This is a genomic window from Marinomonas sp. 63XJN7_9_ISO-PGPR-S23-217, assembly GCF_056173515.1.
This window is the reverse complement of record NZ_CM149678.1, coordinates 244,202-266,872: the sequence shown is the minus strand read 5'-3', so window position 1 is coordinate 266,872 and position 22,671 is coordinate 244,202. Positions and strand designations below refer to the sequence as shown.

Annotated in this window: 20 protein-coding genes and 1 pseudogene; 10 read left to right on the top strand and 11 right to left on the bottom strand. The window is 45.5% G+C overall.

The genetic code is table 11. The annotated features are described in order from the left end of the window. Positions 1-2: 2 nt before the first annotated feature. The 3 genes from AC0VYI_RS01210 (at position 3) to AC0VYI_RS01200 (ending at position 5,322) form a co-directional block, all read left to right on the top strand. Positions 3-2,408, top strand: a complete 2,406-nt coding sequence (locus AC0VYI_RS01210) for a glycoside hydrolase family 3 C-terminal domain-containing protein (RefSeq protein ID WP_475446749.1) — start codon at positions 3-5, stop codon at positions 2,406-2,408. 114 nt (positions 2,409-2,522) lie between these two features. Next, positions 2,523-3,905: an MFS transporter gene (locus tag AC0VYI_RS01205; protein WP_475446748.1), complete on the top strand. Its 1,383-nt coding sequence runs from the start codon at positions 2,523-2,525 to the stop codon at positions 3,903-3,905. Between the two features lie 160 nt (positions 3,906-4,065). Beyond that, positions 4,066-5,322 (top strand): DEAD/DEAH box helicase, encoded by a 1,257-nt coding sequence (locus tag AC0VYI_RS01200; RefSeq protein WP_475446746.1) that lies wholly within the window; start codon positions 4,066-4,068, stop codon positions 5,320-5,322. Here AC0VYI_RS01200 and AC0VYI_RS01195 read toward each other — a convergent pair. Further along, entirely contained in the window at positions 5,319-6,356 is a 1,038-nt protein-coding gene (locus AC0VYI_RS01195; RefSeq protein ID WP_475446744.1) for a HoxN/HupN/NixA family nickel/cobalt transporter, read from the bottom strand. The two genes, AC0VYI_RS01200 and AC0VYI_RS01195, sit on opposite strands and share 4 nt — an antisense overlap. A gap of 62 nt (positions 6,357-6,418) precedes the next feature. Then, positions 6,419-7,606, bottom strand: coding sequence for a methionine aminotransferase (locus AC0VYI_RS01190; RefSeq protein WP_475446743.1), 1,188 nt, complete (start codon positions 7,604-7,606; stop codon positions 6,419-6,421). 408 nt (positions 7,607-8,014) lie between these two features. Here AC0VYI_RS01190 and AC0VYI_RS01185 point away from each other — a divergent pair, with 408 nt between their 5' ends. Together AC0VYI_RS01185 and AC0VYI_RS01180 are read left to right on the top strand one after the other, a co-directional pair. After that, complete coding sequence (locus AC0VYI_RS01185) at positions 8,015-8,926, top strand: hypothetical protein (protein ID WP_475446741.1); 912 nt, start codon at positions 8,015-8,017, stop codon at positions 8,924-8,926. Positions 8,927-8,983: 57 nt separating this feature from the next. Next, complete coding sequence (locus AC0VYI_RS01180) at positions 8,984-9,844, top strand: PA4780 family RIO1-like protein kinase (RefSeq protein WP_199475546.1); 861 nt, start codon at positions 8,984-8,986, stop codon at positions 9,842-9,844. Between the two features lie 35 nt (positions 9,845-9,879). Here AC0VYI_RS01180 and AC0VYI_RS01175 read toward each other — a convergent pair whose 3' ends face one another. Further along, positions 9,880-10,419 (bottom strand): TetR/AcrR family transcriptional regulator, encoded by a 540-nt coding sequence (locus AC0VYI_RS01175; protein ID WP_475446739.1) that lies wholly within the window; start codon positions 10,417-10,419, stop codon positions 9,880-9,882. A gap of 155 nt (positions 10,420-10,574) precedes the next feature. Between AC0VYI_RS01175 and AC0VYI_RS01170 the strand changes: the two genes are divergently transcribed. After that, complete coding sequence (locus tag AC0VYI_RS01170) at positions 10,575-11,069, top strand: HPP family protein (RefSeq protein ID WP_475446737.1); 495 nt, start codon at positions 10,575-10,577, stop codon at positions 11,067-11,069. 99 nt (positions 11,070-11,168) lie between these two features. On the opposite strand, the pseudogene AC0VYI_RS01165 reads toward AC0VYI_RS01170, so the two are convergent. Continuing rightward, positions 11,169-11,734 (bottom strand): annotated as a pseudogene (locus tag AC0VYI_RS01165) (DJ-1/PfpI family protein). 323 nt (positions 11,735-12,057) lie between these two features. Here AC0VYI_RS01165 and AC0VYI_RS01160 point away from each other — a divergent pair. Then, positions 12,058-12,729 carry a 7-cyano-7-deazaguanine/7-aminomethyl-7-deazaguanine transporter gene (locus AC0VYI_RS01160; RefSeq protein ID WP_475446735.1) on the top strand — a complete coding sequence of 224 codons (672 nt, stop codon included), beginning with the start codon at positions 12,058-12,060 and terminating at the stop codon, positions 12,727-12,729. On the opposite strand, the gene AC0VYI_RS01155 is transcribed toward AC0VYI_RS01160, so the two are convergent. Further along, entirely contained in the window at positions 12,726-12,857 is a 132-nt protein-coding gene (locus tag AC0VYI_RS01155; RefSeq protein ID WP_267905951.1) for a hypothetical protein, read from the bottom strand. The genes AC0VYI_RS01160 and AC0VYI_RS01155 overlap by 4 nt on opposite strands. 586 nt (positions 12,858-13,443) lie before the next feature. On the opposite strand from AC0VYI_RS01155, the gene AC0VYI_RS01150 reads away from it, so the two are divergent. After that, on the top strand, positions 13,444-14,214 hold the full coding sequence (locus AC0VYI_RS01150; protein ID WP_475446733.1) for a DUF481 domain-containing protein: 771 nt from the start codon (positions 13,444-13,446) through the stop codon (positions 14,212-14,214). A 29-nt stretch (positions 14,215-14,243) separates the two neighbouring features. Continuing rightward, on the top strand, positions 14,244-15,008 hold the full coding sequence (locus AC0VYI_RS01145) for a DUF481 domain-containing protein (RefSeq protein WP_199475552.1): 765 nt from the start codon (positions 14,244-14,246) through the stop codon (positions 15,006-15,008). Positions 15,009-15,035: 27 nt separating this feature from the next. On the opposite strand, the gene AC0VYI_RS01140 is transcribed toward AC0VYI_RS01145, so the two are convergent. Then, positions 15,036-15,950, bottom strand: a complete 915-nt coding sequence (locus AC0VYI_RS01140) for a LysR family transcriptional regulator (protein WP_475446731.1) — start codon at positions 15,948-15,950, stop codon at positions 15,036-15,038. Between the two features lie 92 nt (positions 15,951-16,042). Between AC0VYI_RS01140 and AC0VYI_RS01135 the strand changes: the two genes are divergently transcribed. Next, on the top strand, positions 16,043-16,993 hold the full coding sequence (locus tag AC0VYI_RS01135; protein ID WP_475446729.1) for a DMT family transporter: 951 nt from the start codon (positions 16,043-16,045) through the stop codon (positions 16,991-16,993). Between the two features lie 86 nt (positions 16,994-17,079). Here the strand turns inward: AC0VYI_RS01135 and AC0VYI_RS01130 are convergent, their stop codons facing one another. The 5 genes from AC0VYI_RS01130 to AC0VYI_RS01110 form a co-directional block, all read right to left on the bottom strand. After that, a complete protein-coding gene (locus AC0VYI_RS01130; protein WP_475446727.1) occupies positions 17,080-18,477 on the bottom strand; it encodes an alkaline phosphatase family protein in 1,398 nt (465 codons plus the stop codon). Continuing rightward, a complete protein-coding gene (locus tag AC0VYI_RS01125; RefSeq protein ID WP_199475556.1) occupies positions 18,467-18,988 on the bottom strand; it encodes an iron transporter in 522 nt (173 codons plus the stop codon). The genes AC0VYI_RS01130 and AC0VYI_RS01125 overlap by 11 nt, the downstream gene beginning before the upstream one ends. Further along, the gene (locus tag AC0VYI_RS01120; protein WP_475446725.1) at positions 18,985-19,491 is read right to left on the bottom strand and encodes an iron transporter; all 507 of its coding nucleotides are present in this window, start codon (positions 19,489-19,491) and stop codon (positions 18,985-18,987) included. The genes AC0VYI_RS01125 and AC0VYI_RS01120 overlap by 4 nt, the downstream gene beginning before the upstream one ends. Positions 19,492-19,503: 12 nt before the next feature. After that, a complete protein-coding gene (locus tag AC0VYI_RS01115; RefSeq protein WP_475446724.1) occupies positions 19,504-20,913 on the bottom strand; it encodes a 4Fe-4S binding protein in 1,410 nt (469 codons plus the stop codon). 121 nt (positions 20,914-21,034) lie between these two features. After that, positions 21,035-22,528 carry an alkaline phosphatase family protein gene (locus AC0VYI_RS01110; RefSeq protein WP_475446722.1) on the bottom strand — a complete coding sequence of 498 codons (1,494 nt, stop codon included), beginning with the start codon at positions 22,526-22,528 and terminating at the stop codon, positions 21,035-21,037. Between the last annotated feature and the right edge of the window lie 143 nt (positions 22,529-22,671).

Genomic DNA, 22,671 nt, shown 5'->3' with positions numbered 1-22,671 from the left:
CGATGAGTGAAATAAAAATAACAGAACTCTTAGCCGAATTGACCTTGGAAGAAAAAGCCACTTTATGCACAGGAAAAGACTTCTGGCATTTACATGGTGTTGAGCGGTTAAATCTGCCTTCTATTATGGTAACGGATGGCCCACATGGGCTACGCAAACAAGCGGGAAAAGGCGATCATGTCGGCTTAAACGCCGCCGTTAAAGCGACCTGTTTCCCAACGGCTTCTGGCCTAGCGGCGTCTTGGAACCTCCCATTAATTGAGCAAATGGGTGTAGCCTTAGGCAAAGAGTGCCGCGCCGAAAACGTCTCGGTGCTACTCGGCCCTGGCACCAATATCAAACGCAATCCGCTAGGGGGACGTAACTTCGAATACTTCTCAGAAGACCCTTTCCTCGCAGGCGAACTCTCCAGCGCTTGGATCAAGGGGGTACAGAGTCAGGAAGTCGGCACCAGCCTCAAACATTTTGCAGTCAACAATCATGAGCATTGCCGTATGACGGTGGATGCCGTCGTCGATCAACGCACACTTCGCGAAATCTATCTACCAGCCTTCGAAAAAGCCGTCAAAAGCACTCAGCCTTGGAGCATTATGTGCTCCTACAACAAGGTCAATGGCACCTACGCCGCTGAACACAAGCAATTGCTCGACGATATATTGGTCAATGAGTGGGGCTTTGAAGGCATTGTTGTCACCGACTGGGGGGCCAATAACGATAGAGTGGAAGGCATTAAAAATGGTCAACACCTAGAAATGCCCAGCTCTGGTCAGTTAAATACGCAAAAAATCATTGCTGCCGTTAACAACGGCAACTTATCCATGGAAGCATTGGATCGCTCCGTTGGCCGTGTTTTAGAGTTGATCATAAAATCTCGTGATGCCTTGCAAAGTGACCCAGTTCAGGTGGATTTACAGGATCACCACCAACTGGCCAGCACCATCGCTCAAGAAACCTGTGTACTGTTAAAAAATGACGGTTTATTGCCTGTCACAACGGGTAAAAAAGTCGCCGTCATTGGGGCGTTGGCAAATAACACCCGTTACCAAGGCGCTGGCAGCTCTAAGATCAATCCGTTCACATTGGAACAGCCTCTGGACGAAATCAAAAAGCAGTTTGGTGCCGAGAATGTCAGCTATACCCTAGGCTATCATCTAAACGATGCGCATGACGGCAATGAAATCAGCAAGGCCGTAACTCTTGCCGAGCAAGCGGATGTGGTTTTCTTATTTGCGGGGTTAACACCTAAATACGAATCTGAAGGCTTTGACCGTCAGCATCTCAATCTGCCACAAGTTCAGCTGGATCTCATCCACGCCCTCGGTGAGCAATTAGCGAAAACCGTGGTCATCCTACAAAATGGCGCGCCAGTTTTACTGCCTTTCGCCAACCAAACAGCCGCAATTCTAGAGGCCTATTTAGGTGGACAAGCGGGTGCCTCCGCTGTTGCTAAGGTCCTATCGGGTAAGGTCAACCCAAGTGGCAAATTAGCCGAAACCTTCCCGGCCCATTTAGACGATGTGCCAAGCCAGCCTTACTTTCCAGGTACCTCCAAGCAGGTGCAGTATCGTGAAGCCATTTGGGTAGGTTACCGTTACTTTGATACCAGCAATACGCCTGTATTGTTCCCATTTGGTCATGGCTTATCCTACACCACCTTTGACTACAGCAACCTACAGATGAAAGGTGGCGCTCAAACCATTTCTTTAGGTGAAAATGACACCCTCACACTCGCGGTGACCATTACCAACACAGGCAAGCGCGCAGGAGCAGAAGTTGTGCAGTGTTACGTTGGTCAGACCTCGCCTTCCCAGCCTCGTCCAGCAAAAGAGCTCAAAGCTTTTAGTAAGGTGTTTCTCGAAGCCGGAGAAAGCAAAGAAATTGAACTGGCATTGGATTATCGAGCTTTCGCCTATTGGCACACAGAAAACGCGGCTTGGGTGGCAGAAAGTGGTGAGTATCTCATTCAAATTAGTGCCTCCGTCGCAGATATTCGCCAAACAGCTACTCTCACCTTGGACACGGGCATACCTTGCCAAGCCACCAATGAGGCGTTATCGACTTACTTTGAGCCCGCTAAACGAGACTTCCATGATGTGGCGTTCAGTGCATTGCTTGGTTACGACATTCCCACAGCAACCCCTCTCATCCCCTATACCCTGAATTCCACCTTGGGGGACATTGCTGAAACAACCTTAGGCAAACCTTACTTCGAGATCATGATCGATACGTTTACCAATATGATGGGCGGAGATAAAAACGACTCGGCGGCTGAAGCCGATCGTTTGATGGCTGCAGCCATGGTTAATGATATGCCACTGCGCAATCTGCCTATTTTTAATGCAGCCCACTATAGCGAACAAGAGATTCTTAACCTAGTCAGTTCTCTCAATAATCAGAGCGAAACGTAACTTAAAAGTAACAAAAAAACTGTAAACACGGATGGCAAGCGAATCAAACCAAGAGAACCTTGATCAACATTGTCATAAAGACTTGTGAATAAGAACAATAACGAGGAAAGCATCATGTCTCAGGATAGGTATGAAACCGGCCGTAAAGAACGGCTCAGCTACTACACGTTTTTTACCGGACAGAACATTATTTTTATGTTCGTAACCATTTTCATCAGCATTTACTACACCTCCGTCTTAGGTTTATCCGCAGGTGTGGTTGGCATCATCTTCCTGATTGCCAGAGTATGGGACACCATCAATGACCCCATGCTCTCAGTGCTGGTGGAGCGTAGCCGTTTTAAAGGAGGAAAGTTCAAGCCTTGGATCAATGCCATTGCATGGGCGGTGCCATTAGCGACGGTGCTTATTTTTGCCTTTGGTGACGAGATCGCTCAATTGCCAATGTGGATGCGAATTACCTACGCTTTCGTCACCTACGTGGGTTGGGGCATGTTATATACCATTTCAGACGCCCCCTCTTACGCGCTGGGCTCTGTGATGACAAAGAACAAAGAAGAGCGCAACATCATCTATTCCTTTGTTCGCTTTGGTGGCTTTGTCGGCATGGTGATAGCCATGGTCGGCGCGCCACTCTTAGTCGATAAATTGGGTGGGGAATGGACGATGGCCGCCGTCATCATGTGCCTACTCGCCATGGTGCTGATGCTAACCATTCGCACAGTGAAAGAGCGTCATGTGGTCGAGCAACAAATACCGACACTCAAACAAATCGTCAGTGCTGTGGCGAATAACCGATACTTGTTGCTGTTTATTCTCGCTTTTGTGTTTATCTCTGGCTCCAATTTTGCGTTTACCTTAATGCCATACGTTGCCCGTGATGTCTTTAACGACGCCACCCTGTCCAGCTTATTTCTATTTGCGATGATAGGACCCGCGATGCTGGCCTCTCCGCTTGTCCCCTTTGGCATTCGAAAGATAGGAAAAATCGCCACCTTTGCATGGGCGGCTGTGGCGATGGCGGTGTTATCAATCATCACTTGGTTCGTCGGCTATGAACACATTGAGTTCTTCGTAGCGCTCACCATGATCAAAGCCATCGCCTTAGGCGTGATTCTAATTATGCCCAGTATTTTTATTGCCGATTGCATCGAGTACAGCCATTTGCAATCAGGACAACGCCTTGAGGCCGTCGCCTTTGCGACGCAAACCTTTGCTAATAAAGCGTCTACGGCTTTAGGTGGTGCCATGGCCATGGGCTATTTAGCCATGGTGGGCTTTGTGCAATCCACCGCAGGCGTCGTCGTCAAACAACCCCCAGAAGTTACCCAAGGCATGTGGGACGTGCTCAATCTCGGCAATGCCATTGGCGCAGCGATTGGACTGGTCATCTTTTTATTGGGTTATAAATTGACTGATCAGATCCTACTCAATATGAAAGAAAACGCATTACTACAAGACAATACCTCAACTCACTTAGGCTTAGCAGCTAAATAGATCCCCATCGGCTATGGCTCGTATTTATGAGCTATAGCCGACTCTGTGATACTTATCTCAATACAAGCCAATATCTTGCGAAAATGCTACACTGCTCTCTATGCAACTCCCTGATAGCCATTCCCTTAATAACACCCCTTGTATGAAAAGAGACCTCCACATGAGCTTTGCGTCGCTAGGACTTCACCAAGATATTGTTAACCGAGTCAGTGAACTGGGTTACGAGGCCCCCACACCGATCCAAACCGCGGCCATTCCGGCGATTCTTGCTCAACGGGATGTCATGGCTGGCGCGCAAACGGGCACGGGAAAAACGGCCGCGTTTGCCTTACCATTGCTACACCGTTTATTGACGCAAAAATTATCCGACCCGACCGATTCAACGGTTATTCAAGTCTTAGCGCTTACGCCTACTCGTGAGTTAGCGCAGCAAGTCCATGCCAGTTTTATCAATTACAGCCAAGGTTTGCCCGTGCAATCGGTTGTCGTTTATGGTGGTGCCAGCATCAATCCACAGCTCGATGCCCTGCGCCGAGGGTGTGATGTGCTGGTGGCCACACCAGGGCGTTTGCTGGAATTGATTATGAAAAACTTGATCGATTTAAGTGGCTTACAAACCTTGGTATTGGACGAGGCAGATCGCATGCTGGACATGGGTTTTATCATCGATATTCAGCGCATTTTGAAAAAGCTTCCCAGTGAACGCCAAACACTCTTCTTTTCCGCCACCTTTAATGACGAGATTTTTGCCCTGAGCAAAACCTTATTAAAAGACCCAGAATTGATCGAAGTAAACAGCCGTAACACCACGGCAACCCAAGTGGAACAAACCATCTATGCCGTGGATAATGATCGTAAAAGCGCGCTTTTATCTTACCTAATTGGTTCCAAAAACTGGCAACAGGTACTGATTTTCACCCGTACAAAACAAGGAGCGGATGAACTGGCGAAAGAAATGGGCAAAGATGGCATCGCCACTCAATCCATCCATGGAGATAAATCCCAAGGGGCACGTGATCGCATCTTGGCAGAATTTAAAGAAGGAAAAGTGCGCGCATTGGTGGCCACTGATGTGGCGGCTCGTGGCTTGGATATTGAACAGCTTCAATATGTAGTGAACCACGAATTGCCTTACCATGCGGAAGATTACATCCACCGTATAGGTAGAACGGGACGAGCGGGATTAACAGGCTTAGCCATTTCCCTGGTATCAGAAAAAGAAAACTATTTGCTCACCGACATAGAGAAGCTAGTCGGGGAGCATTTTGTGCCCCAGTGGTTCCCAGGCTTTGAGCCGGATTTAAACAAACCGGCCCACACTCAAAAGCGACGAGAGCCTTCCAAAAAAGAACTAAGAGCCAAAGCCCTGGGCATTGATATAAAGAAAAATAAAAAGGCCAAGCCGCGTCGTCGTTAGGATTTCGCAGCAAGGTCTACTTTATCGTAGCCACGCAGACGATAATTCACTAAAGAAACCAGCCAACACACTAACATAATCGCGATAACCGCAAAGCCCGCGTCTCCTAAATTATCATTGATGGCCTCGACGCCACTCCAGAAGACACCACTTAAATTCAGCTGATCGCCGATCAACCCAAGGGCTTCTAAGCCACCAATAAACAAGGCCACCACCACAGAGGTCGCGGTAATCGTCATATTGTAATAGAGCTTACGTAATGGTTTTTCGAAGGCCCAACCATAGGCTTTCACCATCAGCAAATTATCCAGAGAGTCAACAAAGGCCATTGCCGCAGTAAATAGAGCAGGGAATACCATGATCGACCAGGCTGACAAGCCACTGGATGACCCCGCTGCCGAAATGCCCAATAAGCCGACTTCGGTCGCCGTATCAAACCCAAGACCAAATAAGAAACCAACGAAATACATCTGCCAGCTTTGCTCAATCAAACCAAATAAACGACGATACAAGCGACTCATTAAACCACCAGAGACCATTAAGTCGTCGCTTTTGGTGGCATGAAGATGGCCCTGTTTAATTCCATGAAAACGTCGATATACATCACGCAAAATGTACAAATTCACTAACGCCAATGCCAGCAAAAACAAGGCCGAGACACTGGTCCCAATCAAACCGCCCACATGCTGAAACCATTCACCTTTTTCCATTAAGTGGCTGGTGGCCAGAGCAATGGCTAACGAGGCGAATATCACAATCGTCGAGTGGCCCAAGGAAAAAAACGCCCCCACGGCAATGGGCTTTTTTTCTTGCTGCATCAGTTTACGGGTCACGTTATCGATGGCCGCAATATGATCCGCATCCACCGCATGGCGCAGGCCGTAGGTCCAAGCCAACAAGGCAGTGCCCATTAATGCTACATGCCCATGAAACACATAGAATGCCCAGCCCCATGCCGCGATATTAGCTAATGCCAATAGGGACATCATCACCATTGCATGCCGTCGAGTGGATTGCCAGGTAGATCGAACCATGTCTTTTTCCTTATCTTAAAAATCAGAAAATAAATTAAACCCCATAACCGAACAGAAAAACATCAAATGCGACTCAAGCGCTCCGTCGCATCTTTCAAGGTGATGTCCTCTTTAGCAAAACACAGACGAATTAAGCGTTGACCAACCGGTGGTGTTTGGTAAAACACGCTAACGGGAATCGCGGCCACTCCTACTTCATCGATCAATCGCTTGCAAAAGGCCACATCGTCTTCATCACTGATGGCGCTGTAATCCAATAATTGAAAATACGTGCCTTCACAAGGTAATAAGGTAAAGCGGCTGTCTTTTAACCCATTCCTCAACAAATCACGTTTACTGCGATAAAAAGCCGCTAATGAGTCGCAGGCTTCTGGCGCCTGGATAAGGTAATCACTTAGTGCTTTCTGCAGAGGGGTAGTCGTGCAAAATGTCACATACTGGTGAACTTTGCGCAGCTCTGTACTGAGCGCTTTTGGTGCAACAACATATCCTACCTTCCAACCAGTGAGATGAAAGCTTTTGCCAAAAGACGAGACGACAAGGCTACGCTGGCGTAGTCCCTCGTGCTTATGAACACTGACTGCACTTTCGATAAAATGAATAAACTCGTACACCTCATCTGATAAAACCATAATATTATGGTCTTTAATGGTTTGCCAAAGCGACTCTAGATCCTCATCTCGCCAGCAACTCCCTGTTGGATTATGGGGCGTATTGATCAACACCATACGTGTTTTATCTGTTATCAATTCCCCCACTGCTTGCCAGTCAGGTCGAAAATCCGGTGCAGTTAAAACGGCCCGACGACACACACCACCCGCTAACGTCACCGCAGGCTCATATAAATCGTAAGCAGGATCAAACAAAATCACCTCATCACCCACCTGGACTAGGGCGGCAATGGCATCGAAAATGGCTTCTGAGGCACCGCTGGTCACAGTAATGTCGTCCAGTGGATCCACCGTGCGCTGATAATGACGATGAATCAACTGAGCAATCGCTTCGCGTAGATCCAGTAAACCTGTCATGGGTGAATACTGATTGCTACCGTTGAGTAGCGCATTCGAGGCTGCCTCAAGTAATCGAGCGTCAGGCCTAAAATCAGGAAAGCCTTGCGAGAGATTAATGGCGCCTTTTTCCGCAGCAAGAGCAGACATTGTCGTAAAAATCGTCGTCCCCACAGAAGGTAATTTTGAAGTGAGTTGCACAGCACTGACCTTATAAGCAAATAAATAAATGAAGCCTCTCAAAGAGTACTTCTTGGTGAGCAGATTCTAATGCAAAAACCACCCCAACTTAAGAAAACAAATTGAGATAAGCCATTTGCGAATCCTGTTAATCAACAGCTCTTTCCTTAACTCCATCCCTATTTAGCGAGCCATTTGGCTACTTACCAAGTCTCTCACCAAAAGATCACAACATTCCAAAAATTGAACAGCAACTCCCATAACAACAAAAAAATGCCTATTTATTTGTTTTGTAAAGTTTTTTAAGAAAAACCTATTTTCGAACAAAAATAACATCAGAAAAAAATGTAAATTATTACTGACAAAAAACTAACAATTTATGGACAAATTACGAAAATACACGTTAAATTTACGAAAAATACTACACAGTAGTTTTATGCCAATAATGTGCGTTTTAATAGGAAATTTAAGATGATGTTGATTGGAGATAACACAGGGTCGCTTGAAGCGGCATCGGACCGAGAGTGTGAGTTTTATATTCAGTATTTGACGAGCCATGCTAAAAGTGTCTCGTTACGAAACTTGCGAGCAAGCTCGAAAGAAGAGCGCATGGAAAGGATCAATGAAGAAATTCAATTATTGATCCGTAAAAATCGTGCTCCTAAAGATGTGATCTATCAAATGCAGGCCGCTTTTGAAGCGACCCAAGTGTCATCCGGTGACTTCAAATGGGTGGACAAAAGAAATGACCGCATGATGATATGGATGTGGCATTTTTTAAAACGTCAAACAGAGTCAGCCCCCAGCACTCTTGTCTTTCTTAATGAAGAGGAAGAAGCCCACTTTACGCTACTGTCTCCCTACCCTTTTAAAACCGAACGCAACACGCACTCCGAACGCTTCGCTGATATCATGGCGGCTTTTCACTACTCCGAGGCGGAGCCCGAACAACAACAAGCCTTAATTGGTCTTTTAAGAGAGCAATGGCAAACCGTCTTGCTGGATAAGAGTGTTGTCGACTGGCTCGAAGAAGAGAATCTCCTTCAATGGAAATGGGCATGGAAATACCTTGAAAATATTACTCAACGCCCATTAAAAAAAGCATGGGAACCTATCGACGATCAGCAATTGTATAGGGCGATTATTGCCACCTTTGACTTAGCCGATAACCCTGATAGAAAGGCCTTACTGGTCGATAAAATGAAAAAAGCCTGGAGCCAAAAGAAATTTCGCGAAAAAACTAATGGAAAAAAACCTTATAGTATTAGTATGACGTTGAGCACAAAACAACAACTTGACGTGATTGCGAAAGAAAAAGGCCTTAAAATCAATGATACCATCGAAGAATTGATTAAAAAGGAATATGCTAAACGAAGTGTTTAGAACGATGTTTCGTTTCTGTTATTTCTTCTCTACGCTAATCCCTGCATAAGGAGCAGCATGAAAATCCCGAAAAGAATCCAACCACTTATTGAAGATGGTTTGATTGACGAAGTACTGAGTCAATTAATGAGCGGCAAAGAGGCAACCGTGTATGTGGTTCGCTGTGGCTCAGATATTCGCTGTGCAAAGGTCTATAAAGACGCAGGTAAGCGCAGTTTTAAACAAGCAGTGCAATATCGTGAAGGGCGAAAGGTGCGCAATACTCGACGTGCTCGCGCCATGGAAAAAGGTTCTAAATATGGCCGAGAAGAACAGGAAAGCCTCTGGCACAATGCCGAAGTAGATGCTCTCTACAAGTTGGCAGAAGCAGGCGTGCGAGTCCCTCAGCCTTATGGTTGCTTTGATGGTGTGTTGCTAATGGAGCTCATTACCGACGAAGACGGAGGTGTCGCTCCGCGCCTTAATGACGTAACCATGTCGGCAGAGCAGGCCAGAGAAGATTTTCAGGTCATCATTCGCGATATTGTCAGAATGTTATGCGCAGGTTTGGTCCATGGCGATTTATCTGAATTCAATGTTCTGGTTGATGAGGATGGTCCTGTGATTATTGATCTGCCGCAAGCCGTTGACGCTGTGGCAAACAATCATGCCGAATGGATGCTAGAACGGGATGTTAACAATATGCGTAACTATTACGCAATGTTTGCCCCCGAACTGCTAGAAACTCAATACGCAAAAGAAATTTGGGCCATTTACGAGGAGGGCAAATTAACACCCGATACTGAGCTAACAGGACTCTTTGTTGAGCCTGAAAGTGAAGCGGATGTGGACTCAGTGTTGTTAGAGATCAAAGAAGCTTTTGCCGAAGAACAAGCTCGACTTGCTCGCATGAACCGGTCAGATCAAGACGATAACTAGTCGCTTCTTCGACTCAATGGGTACAGATTATCCAATTAGGCTAAGAGGGAAGCAGCCATTAGTTTTGCCCTCTTAGCCGCCTCAAGGTCACCTGCTACATAGGCCTGAGCAATCGCCCCTTCTTTTAACAAACTGATACTTTGTGCCAATTCTGCAGACCGTCTAGGCACATTGGCTTGAATAAAAGTCGTCAGATTTTGCTTATGCTTTTGGCAAATCGTGTTGACGGCATGATCCGAAAACTCCCCATTGGCTTTGACAAAAAAACAGCCCTTAAAAGGCGATAGCTCGGCCACTTTATCGTGAAACCAATCATCTAACGCATCAAACAAGGCCAAAATAGCAGCATTACCTTCCCCAGCTTGCATCATTCGCGATGTGAGCCAATCAGTGAAAATCTGATCTCGATAGACCAATACCGCTTCTACCAATGCGTCTTTACTTGAAAAATGATGATAGAGGGTTTTTTTCGCTACACCGGTTTCCGACAGAATGCGATTAATCCCCACCGCGTGAATGCCATGTTTATAAAAAAGCTCGAACGCGGTGTGTATCAATAAATCGGGTTTCGACATGCCATGCTCCGCTTCTAGAAAGCTACTTTTTTAGAGACCATTTATAGAAATTACTTTTTATTGATGACCATATTGACACAAGTAGACCAATCTGTCTATTCTAAAAAGAGACAAATCGGTCTACCATTTAACCCAGACAAACAGCGAGCTACAGCATGACAACTACTTTTTTGAAACGTTTTTATCAGTCACGTCTATTCACCATTGGGCTTGCGGGAGTAGGCGCTATGTTGTGTATCCTAACGATTTCCACAGGCGCTCAGTTGATGCCAAACTACCTTGGTATCATGGCACCATTTGGAGCGACTATGGTGATTTTATTCGCACTGCCGAAAAGCCCGTTGGCTCAACCTAAAAACATTATCGGTGGTTATCTTATAACAACTCTGATTGGTTTAATCACACTGCATTTTTGGGGCGTGACGCCCATGAGTATGGCGGTCAGTGTTGGGCTCGGCGTGTCTTTGATGATGTTAACCAATACATTGCATCCACCAGCCGGGGCCAATCCGTTGTTAGTCTTATCGATCCATGCGCCTTGGGGATTTTTGCTCACACCAGTGCTGTCTGGATGCTTACTGATTATTCTCTTTGGCTGGGTTTACCATAATGGCATCTCCCGCCAAGGCTACCGATTTATGACGAAATGATTTTTCTCAAGCTCTTTGCAAGCAGTCAAAACAAAAATGGGAAGCCAATCTCAGCTTCCCATTTATCTTTAATAACAATAGTTCATTCGCTCTAGCAAACTAGTTCAATAACGCCATAAATTGCGCCAACCAAGCCGGATGAGCAGGCCACGCAGGTGCCGTGACAAGATTGCCACTGGTGACCGCTTGATCCACGGGAATATCGGCGTATTCACCACCTGCTTGCTCAACTTCGGGGCGACAGGCTGGATAAGCTGAACATTTTTTGTCTTTCAATACTCCCGCAGCACTCAAAATTTGCGCACCATGACAAACGGCAGCAACGGGTTTATTGGCAGTGAAGAAGTGACGAACCATGTCCAACACCGCTGGATTTAGCCGTAAATATTCCGGTGCTCGACCGCAGGAATGACCAACGCGTCGTAGCTTTCCACTTGAATAGCATCGAAATCAGCATTCAAAGCAAAATGGTGACCCGGTTTTTCGGTGTAGGTTTGATCCCCTTCAAAATCGTGAATGGCAGTCTTTACCGTCTCGCCACTTTTTTTATCTGGACATACAGCATGCACAGTATGACCTACAGCCTGTAGGGTCTGAAACGGCACCATGGTTTCATAATCTTCTGTGAAATCACCAGTAATCATTAATATTTTTTTACTTGTCATGACTGTCTCCTTATCTTCCATTAGAGGTTATCTCCAATGGTATGGATAACGATAAACCTGTCGATATCAAGTGAAAAGCCATTCGTTTCACTTTCTCTGCGTTATTATTAAATGGCGTTAGCATTAACAAAAAAATCTCATTGCCTCTTTTTTAACCAGATGTTTAATGTATAATCTCACCCCCACGTCACATGCTTCTATGTGACGCGGCACATAGAAAATATAATACTGTCCGCCTAACCTGTAATAGGTAATAGGACACTTTTGATTTGGGTTCCCTCACCCCAAACTGACGCTAAACGAATTTAAAAAAAAGGTCTGATATGAGCACTTTCACAGCAGCACAACAAACCAAAGCACTGCGCTACTTAGTAGCATTTCATATACTTATCATTGCATCGAGTAATTACTTGGTTCAAATCCCCTTCACCATTTGGGGGATCCATACCACCTGGGGGGCGTTTACCTTTCCATTTATTTTCTTGGCGACAGACTTAACGGTACGTATTTTAGGGGCACCTTTAGCACGCAAAACAATATTTTTAGTAATGATTCCGTCCCTGATCATTTCCTATGTGCTATCGGTTTTGTTTGCCCAAGGTCAATTTCAAGGCTTGGCCTCCCTCACCACTTTAAGTTGGTTTGTTGCCCGCATAGCTATCGCCAGTTTAATGGCTTATTTGCTTGGGCAAATACTCGATGTACAGGTCTTTAATCGTTTACGCCAAATGAAACAATGGTGGATTGCACCAACGGCATCGACACTCTTTGGTAATGGTTTAGACACTCTTGCCTTCTTTGGCATCGCTTTTTACATGAGTCCAAATGCCTTTATGGCGCAACATTGGCCTGAAATAGCGCTAGCGGATTACGGCTTCAAACTCATTATTAGTTTAGGGCTATTCGTGCCTATGTATGGAGTTTTGTTGAATATTTTGGTGAAGAAAATTACTGAGATAAAACCAGATTTCCAATTAGCCACCGCCAGAGTTTAATCTGCCGTTAACTTAATAAACGTTTGATACGGGCCACCAAAGATCCCCAAAACGATCTCGGTGGCAAAGGCCCAGACCAAACTCTCATTGGTAATAATCGGCTTCCATAAGGTGGTGGGGGTTGTCATTGGTTTTTAATTTGTTTCCCCTGCCTCTGTGAAAAAAAGTATGAACTCCAAGAGGTAATTATTAATAACATGAATGTTATCATCGTAAAGCACCTTACTAATTGGCGAAGCGCCTTTCAGATCGATGTTTCTAACTCCATAGTGAAAGTATAAAGAGATTTCAATCCGAAAAATTATGGTTGCCAAGGTATTTTTCAGCCAGTATTTTCCTGTTTTTTTCATTCTCTGAAAATACCTAAGCTGTTGTTTTAATTCCGGATGAGATCCATTTAAGCAAAAAACCCATCACTCACTCAACACTTCTCAACATTAGTATTTTATTGACTATAATTTATGCAACCCCCTCATTCTAATTATATAAAAGGTTATATAAATAGACAAAAAAGTGTTTTCTCTTGTCAACAACGTCAAGTTTTAAACTAGTTTAAAAGGCGAATATGAAAACTTGAGTAAAAGACGTAAGTTTTCGTTTAGATAACCAAATCACCGCTGGATATATGTTAGCGTTAGTTTAACCGTTAGATTATTAATTAAAGGAGACAGAGTCACTGCTGTGAAACAAATCGTGTGTTAGGACTCGGCGACAATGAAAAAGTTTTATCCAAAAATAACATGCAGTTTGTTGACTCTAGTCTTGCTTGCGGTGCCCAACGTCAATGCACAAGATGACGGTGATTATTCGTCTAATGAAACGGGATTATGGCAAGGCTCAGTCGAGTTTGGGGTAAGAAAAACGACCGGAAATACCAATATCAGTGGCTTCAATGGCAAGCTTAACCTTGTCCAAAACCTCACGTATTGGCGAAACACTTATATTTTCCAGTCTAACTACGCAACGGCCAACGATTCGACCACAGCAGAACAGTACCGAGGCTCCATACAAAGCGATTATAAGTTTACTAATAATGAATTCTTATTTGTAAAAGGAGAAGCCGAAAAAGACCGTTTTTCTGGTTATCGCTATAAAAGTAGTGTCTCGACGGGCTATGGAAATCGGCTATGGCAAGGCGCAGATGGTTCTTATTTCGAAGCGTCGGCGGGGATCGGCTATCAACGTGAACAACTGATAAAGCCGCAAGCAAACAGCAGCGACTTTGATAATGGTTTGACGACTAATTTTTCGGCCAAGCTGGAAAAGTATGTCTCGGACACCACCACATTCAAACAAAATCTGAGTACACAAATTGATATGGAATATGGCAGCAATGAAATCGAATCCGTTACCTCATTACAAACCGATATCATCAGCGATATCGCAATGAAGATGTCTTATCGTGTGACCTATGATTCGCAAGTCCCAGTCGACAAAGCGCATACCAACACGGAAACATCCATTACTTTTTTATACTCTTTTTAAGACATAAGTAGACTATTAGGGACAGATCTATGCCTTTAAAACACTCACTTTTAACTCTCGCTTTGCTCAGCGCTCCCTTGGTTTTTGCGGCCGATACGGACAACACATCAAGCGCTCCCCCTAAAACAGAGCCTTGGAAAACCAGTGTGGAACTTGGTTTTCTGATGGACTCAGGGAATACCAACAGCACAAACTTTAATACAAAAATCAATGCCACTCAGGACCTGCTTCATTGGCGTAACAATTACTCATTAGCCTCTCAGTATACCCGCTCAGATGATCAGAAAACGGCGGAAAATTATAATGGTTCAATCGAGGGTAACTACAAATTTAATGATTCAGAGTTTTGGTACATTCGGGGAGATTACAAAAAGGACTTATTTTCTGGGTACGACTTCCAAAGCAATGTTGCAACCGGTTATGGCGATCGTTTTTGGCAAACACAAGATGGCTCCTATCTAGAAGCCTCCGCTGGTGTGGGTTATCGTTACAATAAATTAGCCGAAGGGGCCACCACAACGGACATTGGCGCGGCTCAGACGCCCATTATTCGCTTTGCCTTAACAGGCCAAAAGCAGCTATCGGCGAGCGCGGTGTTCATCCAGACATTGGATTCCAGTATTGGTACAAAAGATGGCTCCTCTATATCGAAATCTGTCTCTTCACTACAAGCCAATATTCGTAACGACTTAGCGATGAAGCTATCTTACAGTGCGGAATACTCATCTACCGTGCCCACAGGCAAAGAACATACGGATACCGAAACCTCTGTAACCTTGCTCTACTCTTTTTAAAACACCTTTGTCTGGCTCACACTCGCTTTAGGCATTCAGTTCGCCTAAAGCGGACTCGCTGAAGACAGAGGAAATATAATTAATGAATAATCGCACCCTTAAAGGCATGTTCTTTCTATCTCGATAGAGCATGCTTAGACGTCTGGGTTGACTGCCCCAATTCGGTAATAATTGCACCAGAAGCCCTGATTTGATCATTGGCTTAGCACTGTAGTCAGGTATATAACCAATTCCTAACCCTGATTGAACCACTGGGAACAAAGCGCGCAAGTCATCGGTTTCGAAACGCACATTACTCCCTGGCGCAAAGTTGTAATGGGCATGGTTCTTTTTACATACCAATTCCCACTGCCTCATTGGGTAGCATAAGACAATCGGATAATCGGCGAGCTGAGCGGGTTTGGTTATTTTCGACGTATCCAACGAGGGGCTTGCACAGACGATAAATTGGATGTCTGTCAGCGATTTGGCAATCCAATTATCCTCATTAACGTCGCCAACACGAAAGGCAACATCAATTCCTTCTGCTTCGATATCAATCAAATAATTAGATAGCTTCATCTCCAACTGGATATCTGGGTAATCCCGCATAAAACCACTGATCTGGTCACTTAATAGCTCAGCCATCACATTTATAGGACCGGCAATACGGATTCGCCCTCTGGCTTCATGCTTGTCCTTATGAAGATCGCTCGCCACCTCAACCAACGACTCAAATAAACCATGGGAACGTGCAAAGTACTTCTGCCCTGTCTGCGTCAAGGTCACTTTATGGGCATCTCGGTTCAGCAAACGTATCGACAGATCTTGCTCTAATTTAGAGATACGACGGCTTAACGTAGAAAGTGGTATGTCTAACGCAAGGGCGGCGGCTTTAAAGCTGCCGTATTGGGCAACCGCACAAAAACATCGTAGATCGTCGAGCGAATAATTAAGTTTCATTTTTGGAATATTAGTTCTTCATTTTGCTTATGGTTTTCAGTTTTAGAATCTATACACTAACGAGTATTCCCTCATTTTACTAGAGAAAAATCATGACACTACCTTCATATACTAGAGCCGTTTTACTGCTTATTCTCTGTACTTTTTTTTGGGGAAGCAGTTTTCCAGTCGGTAAACACATTCTGACAGAAGTCCATGCCTACTCCATGGTGCTATGGCGTTTTGTCATCGCAGCCCTTTGTCTTCTCATTTATGTCAAGGTCGCACGGATTGCTTGGCCGAAACATTTGGCCACGCAACAATGGCTCTACGTTGTCATTGTCAGCATCATCGGTGTTGGAGGGTTAAACTTGGCGTTATTTTCGGGGCTAACCTATACCTCTTCCACCGATGGCGCTCTAATCATGGCGTTAAGCCCTCTCTTTACGTCGCTTATTGCCTCCTTGTTCCATCGAACTATCCCTAGTATGGGCCAATTTATTAGCCTTGCCATCAGCTTATTGGGGGTACTGTTAGTCATCACCAATGGCCATTTGTCGCTCCTGCTTGGCCTACAGATCAACTATGGGGATAAATTGATTTTTTGCGGTATGTTAGCCTGGAGTCTATATACGTTTTTCACACAAGGGATCAGCAAATGGATGCCGTTAATCCCTTATACTCTGGTTGGTATGATCTCTGGCGCCAGTGTCATTGGTTTGGTTTGTCTTTTTTCTCCCAATATCCATCCATGGCATGAAGTCATTCACAGTTCCAGCAGTGTTTTTTATGGGGTCATGTACATTGGCATGTTCGCCACAGTAGCGGGCTATCTATTATGGATCAACGGTGTGAAGCAGTTAGGCTCAGCGAAGGCTTCATTATTTTTCAACTTTGTCCCCGTGTTTGCCGTCCTGGTGTCGTTCCTATTTGGTCAACCTGTCACATTGTTGCAAGTGATTGGCATGGTTGTAGTGATCTTTGGCCTTGTATTGCCCAACCTATGGACATCACTGACATTCAAAACAAAGAAAGCTTATCCAGCCTGTAAAGTGACAAAGTAAGCCCCATCAAGTAATGCCATATAAAAGGGCGCACACCAAAGGTTTGCGCCCTGCTTTTCAAAAGTTTTTGTTTTGCTGCCTTCTGCCTAAGACGTTGTCTTTTGCTGATGGAAAGCGAACATATCATCAAGCGAGTGGGCGAAACGGTCAGCCGTGTGCTTGCCAAGACGCCCTAGTTGCCAGTTGTCTTCAATAAAGCGCAGTACCGACCCTTGATCCAACATCTTATGCTCCACATAGTTATGTTTTGCCAAAGGAGACACGATTAAAAAGGGTAAGCGTGGCCCGTAACCCAAGCCGATCATACCTTTGGGTGCTTGCGGAGGCGTAATGTGATCATACCAACCATCTGAATTATTCCAAACCAACATCACCGCTGTATTTGCCCATTGAGGACTCTTCTGTAATCGGCTCATGAGGGTTTGTAGGAAGGTTTGTTCATCCAAAGGCGACGAACTGCCTACATGACCATTTTGACCCGTTTTGGGGATGACAAAACTCACTGCAGGCAACCGCTGGTTGCGAAGTGCCGTCCAAAATAAAGACAAGTCATATTGATGATTTGCTTGGTCACTCAAGCCAATCGTCTTATCGGATAACGGTGGCAAATGGTGAGGGTTGGCCGTTGATTTAAAATATTGAAAGGGTTCATTACTGGGTATGTAGTCTGGCTCAATAGAACCTTGCTGATTCAAAGAGCGAGAAGCCATCACCGCACGGCCTGATACATGAGACGTTGGCGCAAAGCCTCCCACAAACGCGCCCCAGCTCACCTTATGTTGATTCAGTAAGTCGCCAATGTTGGCTCGCGTCAAATGCACCAAATCTCGCCCTGAACTGCCATCATCATAGAGAGGGTAATTATTACCGATCAGATCATCATGATAGTCCACTCCCGGAACTCTTTTCGGTAAGACGCCTTTGGTTCCTCCGGCGATTTCATTAATCAGACCCGAAGCCGTCGAGGAATAATCACTGGCAAAAAAATGATCAGCTAAGGCGTAGTGCTGAGCATACTCCCACAAGGCGTGAACCGTATTACCATCGTAATAGCCCATAACAGATTGCGGGAAACAACCATCATCATTGATACTGTTACTTGGCGCTTCACTGTCCAACCAAATAAACATGTTATTTTGACCATGGTTGTAAGAAGCTTTTTGCGCCAAAGGCCCATATCCTAAATCACAGGTCGGCTCTGCAGGCGCTAAGCGAAAAGGGTTGGTCAAGTTAGGGTTCTGCGTCATAACTTGTTTCGTAAAACCCGCCACTTTTGGCGTATCCGCCTTTGCATGAAACGCCACTTCACCTGGTTTGTTTTCCGCAATGGGATAGCGTCCAAAATAGCGATCAAAACTTTCATCCTGAAGCATTACCACAACAACGTGTTTCACTGGGGTAGTTGGCACCTGTTGAATCGGTGCACTGTGTGCAATGGCACTCAATAAACCGATTGATAAGGAGAAAATATGTCTAATAGCCACCGTTTTTTCCTGTTCCAAAAAAGTCGAATTGATAATGACGTACAAACGGTTTCCACCAAGGAAACACGCCGGGCCCTGCGTTCTTAGCGAGGAACAACCCATTAGCTGGCGGTGGGGAGTATTCGTTTGTCACAAAGTAGTGCCCAGGTCCATCCAGCTTTATATTACGGCCATAATGGGTGCCACCTTGCGCCACCATGGGCAAATAATCCGCTTCATAATGCCAGTTACTATTGGCTTTAGTCAGAATAAAATGAATCTTTAGCCCAGGAATCCAATCTGTTGCCGGAAAACCCTGTGGATTACCTGGTAGAGCATGTACATCGGTTTCCAAGTGTATGTCGGCGTGCTTGGGAGAACCCGCCATTTTCGGCGACATGATAATCCCTTGGATATAGCTGGCTCCCACTTTCATACCATTGATACCGACATCGGGGCCGAAGACCACATCCAATGCCCACACTCGCACACTTAAACAAAGGCACAAAGCCAGCAAACAATATCGCATCATGACGTTGCTCCTTTATGTATCTTACCCTGTGAATCCAGAGAGAAGGAGTAAGTTAAATCAAATGGTTTCCACCAAGGCGCTACACCGGTTGCTTTATCGATATGACGATAAAAACCATTTGCCCTAGGAGATTGATAATGCACCGTCCACCGATATTGCCCCGCCCCATCCAGTACAGTGGCTTGACCATACTCAGGGCCAGTTTGTGTGAGACGCATCGGCGCAATGAAAGATTGGTGCCAAGAGGTTCCCACCTTCTTCACCTCAAACGTCACCTTACAAAAAGGGATAAAATCGTTGGTAATATACCCATTGGGATTATACGCATTGGCCTTAGAACGGCTCCACAAAACCAGTTTCTTGCCTTCTAAACGCACGCCACTGGAAAGATTCATTCCATCTTTATCCATTGAAGCCAGCGTCGTATTCACCACCTCTTCAGCCTGTGCCGTGACACTTATCAGACACACACTCAATAACCCACAAAACACAATATATCGCATAATCTGATCCATTTAATGAAACAGTAAAGTTGGAAAAATACTCCAAAGGGTGGCAACAGACAGTAATGTACACCCGATCAAGAGCAAACCGTTTAATAGTATTCGGCGCGCCAAACTAACATCCTGAGCCGCTGTCCAGCGCCATGCGCTCACCCCATTGAACAGCAGCGCCATGACCAACAATCCCAGCTCCAAAAACATCACATCATTGCCAACCGCCTGTTTTAGAGTGGCGAATAACGTACTGCCTAGGCCGAGCAAAATACATAACATCGCCATCGGCGCAAACTGATAGCCAAAGGCCGCCATGCGCTGGCTCCGGCGAATCTGGTTAGCATGAAAAGCATAACTGGCCAGCCAAGAGCACAATAGCAAAGGCACTGCCAATAAAAGCGCAAAGCCCAACATGAATCCGCTGATCGAAAAGAAGTCGAGCCACAGGTAATGCTGATTCAAGGCCGCATTTTGATTCATTAACCAGCTAGGCCCAGCTTGCAACCAGCCATACCAGTGCTGAGATAGGGCAAATTGGCCCAGAGCTTGTCGAAAAGACACATACAGCGGGGTCTGAGCCCATACAAATCCGGCCACCGCCAACCCTGGCGCAAGCCAAATAAACCAAAGTTCAGACAAGCAAGGGGCGTGACGATCAATCTCAATGATTTCTGTACCAAGCGGACGTATCTGGACGGTCAAGCCGCCTTTAGATTCTGGGTTCACACATCGAGCACACTTAATACAGTGACGAGCGGTTTGTTTGGTCGCCAGATCAATACTGGTCGGACATAAGCCGTTATCACGATACCCTTCGCTGATGCGAGGAGTCTGATCCTTTGCATGTTTACGAACCAGATTGACCACTCCTAAGCGGGAAAATACCCCAAGAATGGAACCAATAGGGCACAAGTGGCGACACCAAACACGCCGACCTTGTTTGTGTTCACTGCCAAATAACAAGCCGCATCCGACTGCCAGCGCAAAAATAAGTGCAAACAGCAACAGAGCAGCCCGTAAATCGTCGCGAACATCTAAGGTTTGCGCCCAAATCGTTACCCAAATAAAGCTCATGGCGGTCGTCATTGGATGCTTGATAAAACGAGGGATGGGAAAGCGGGCACCAATATGGCTGAACCACTCACTCATGGCGCCCAGTGGACACAAGATGCCACACCACAAACGCCCCACCAGCAATACCGACAATAACGTGCCCGGATACCATATCGCCCACAACACCCATTCACTAAAAAGCTGACCATTATTCCACGGCGTTTGCCAGTGATATTGGGGAACGGCTCCAAACAAGGGGAGGACAAGCAAACAAACTAGCCCAATCAGCATAAACACTTGCCAGTAAAGACTGCGACGGCCAAGCCGAACTAGGCCTTTGTCTAGCCAACGCCCTAGACGCGCTTTTTGAGTCATCCTCATGGTCACCCTCACAATTTAACCCAGTAAAACCGTTAAATCGTCTTATCAACAAAAAAACGAAACGAGTGTATGACTCGTTTCGTCCGTTCAACTCCTCCTTGAGACAATACTTATTTTAAGAAGAGACTACTTCACCTGTTTTAGGGTTAAGCATCAGAGAGTGGGCTCTGTGACCATGACCAAAGTGCAACATGTGATCCAAGGTACCCGAATGAGCGTCCATAGAATGACCTGCTCGGCCCAATCTCCAGTTGTCTTCGATAAAGCGCATAATCGAGCTTTGATCCGTCACACTATGATCAACAAAGTTTTGTTTGGCGTAAGGAGAGATCACCAATAAAGGCAAGCGAGGACCATAACCATGGCGGCCTGTTACATTAGCAAAGTGGTTTTTTGGCGGCATGACATGGTCGTAGTAACCATCGGAATCGTCATAAGCAATCACGATTAAGGTGTCTTTCCAAGTAGGCAGTTTTTCAAGACGGTTAATCGTCTTAACCAAGAAACGCTGCTCATCTAATGGGTTTGAGTAACCAGCATGACCGTCTTCAATGCCCTTCGCTTTCAAGAAAGCCACCGCTGGAAGATGACCGGAATCCGCTGCTTTCCAGAAAGTTTTTAAGCTGTATTGGTGATTCGCTTGATCTGTCTTACCCACCATTGCAATGCTAGAAGGTGGTAAGTGGTGAGGGTTAGCAGTGGATTGAAAGTATTGGAACGGTTCATGGTGAGGAATGTAATCCCCCTTCACACCACCGAATTCATTAGTACTTTTCGCACCACACACAGCAAAACCATTTTGGTAACTGGTTGGATCAAAACCGCCTTCAAACCAGCCCCAAGTGACGTGTTTCTTATTCAACAAATCACCAATGTTTTTCCCCGTCAATACCACTCGCTTGTGAGGGTCGACCACGGTTAAATTTGTTTCAAATTTTTTCGCATCGGCGGCATCTTTATAAGCACAATCGTCTAGGCGAGGGTTATCATCGCTCACAAGATTGCCACCTTCTACACCTGGAAGAGTTTTCTCAATGACAGGACCGGTGCGACCCGCCACCAAATTTAATGCCCCTGGGCTAGATGGTCCAAAGATAGTGCCGTAAGAGTTATCACTCATCGCAAAGTGTTGCGCATAGTTCCACAACGCTGTCACGCTATTACCATCGTAATATCCCATCACCTGACGCTGACCAACTTTGGAATATTTGTCCCCGGTTTTTTCATAAAACTGGTTCATCAAACCACCGTTGTAAGCATCTTGTTCGGCTTCATAACCGTGGTCTTGATCAAATGGCTCTTGGTTGCGTGGCAGCAAGAATGGATTGAGAGAGTTAGGATTATGTGTCAGCAACTGTTCCGTTAAGGTGTTCACCGCAGGCGTGTTGGCTTTAGCATGGAAAGCGGGCTCCCCTTTTGGGTTGGTCGCATGGGGGTAAGTACCAAAGTAGTGATCAAAAGACACGTTCTCTTGGAAAATCACGACAACGTGTTTAATCGGTGTTTTTGTATGATGAGACATACTGGACGCATGGGCCACAGTAGATAAACACAAAGGCAGAGCGAGTGCAGTACACGCACTTAACAGCGATGGTTTGAGCAAACTCATTGGACGACCCTCTGATAGGCATTGATGGATTATATGTACTAGAGTAAGTAGAAATGCTTACTTGGGGGTGAGACTAGAGTGGATAAATGACAGTATCATGTCATAAATGTGACCTAGCGCCAGCTTACAGATAACTTACCATT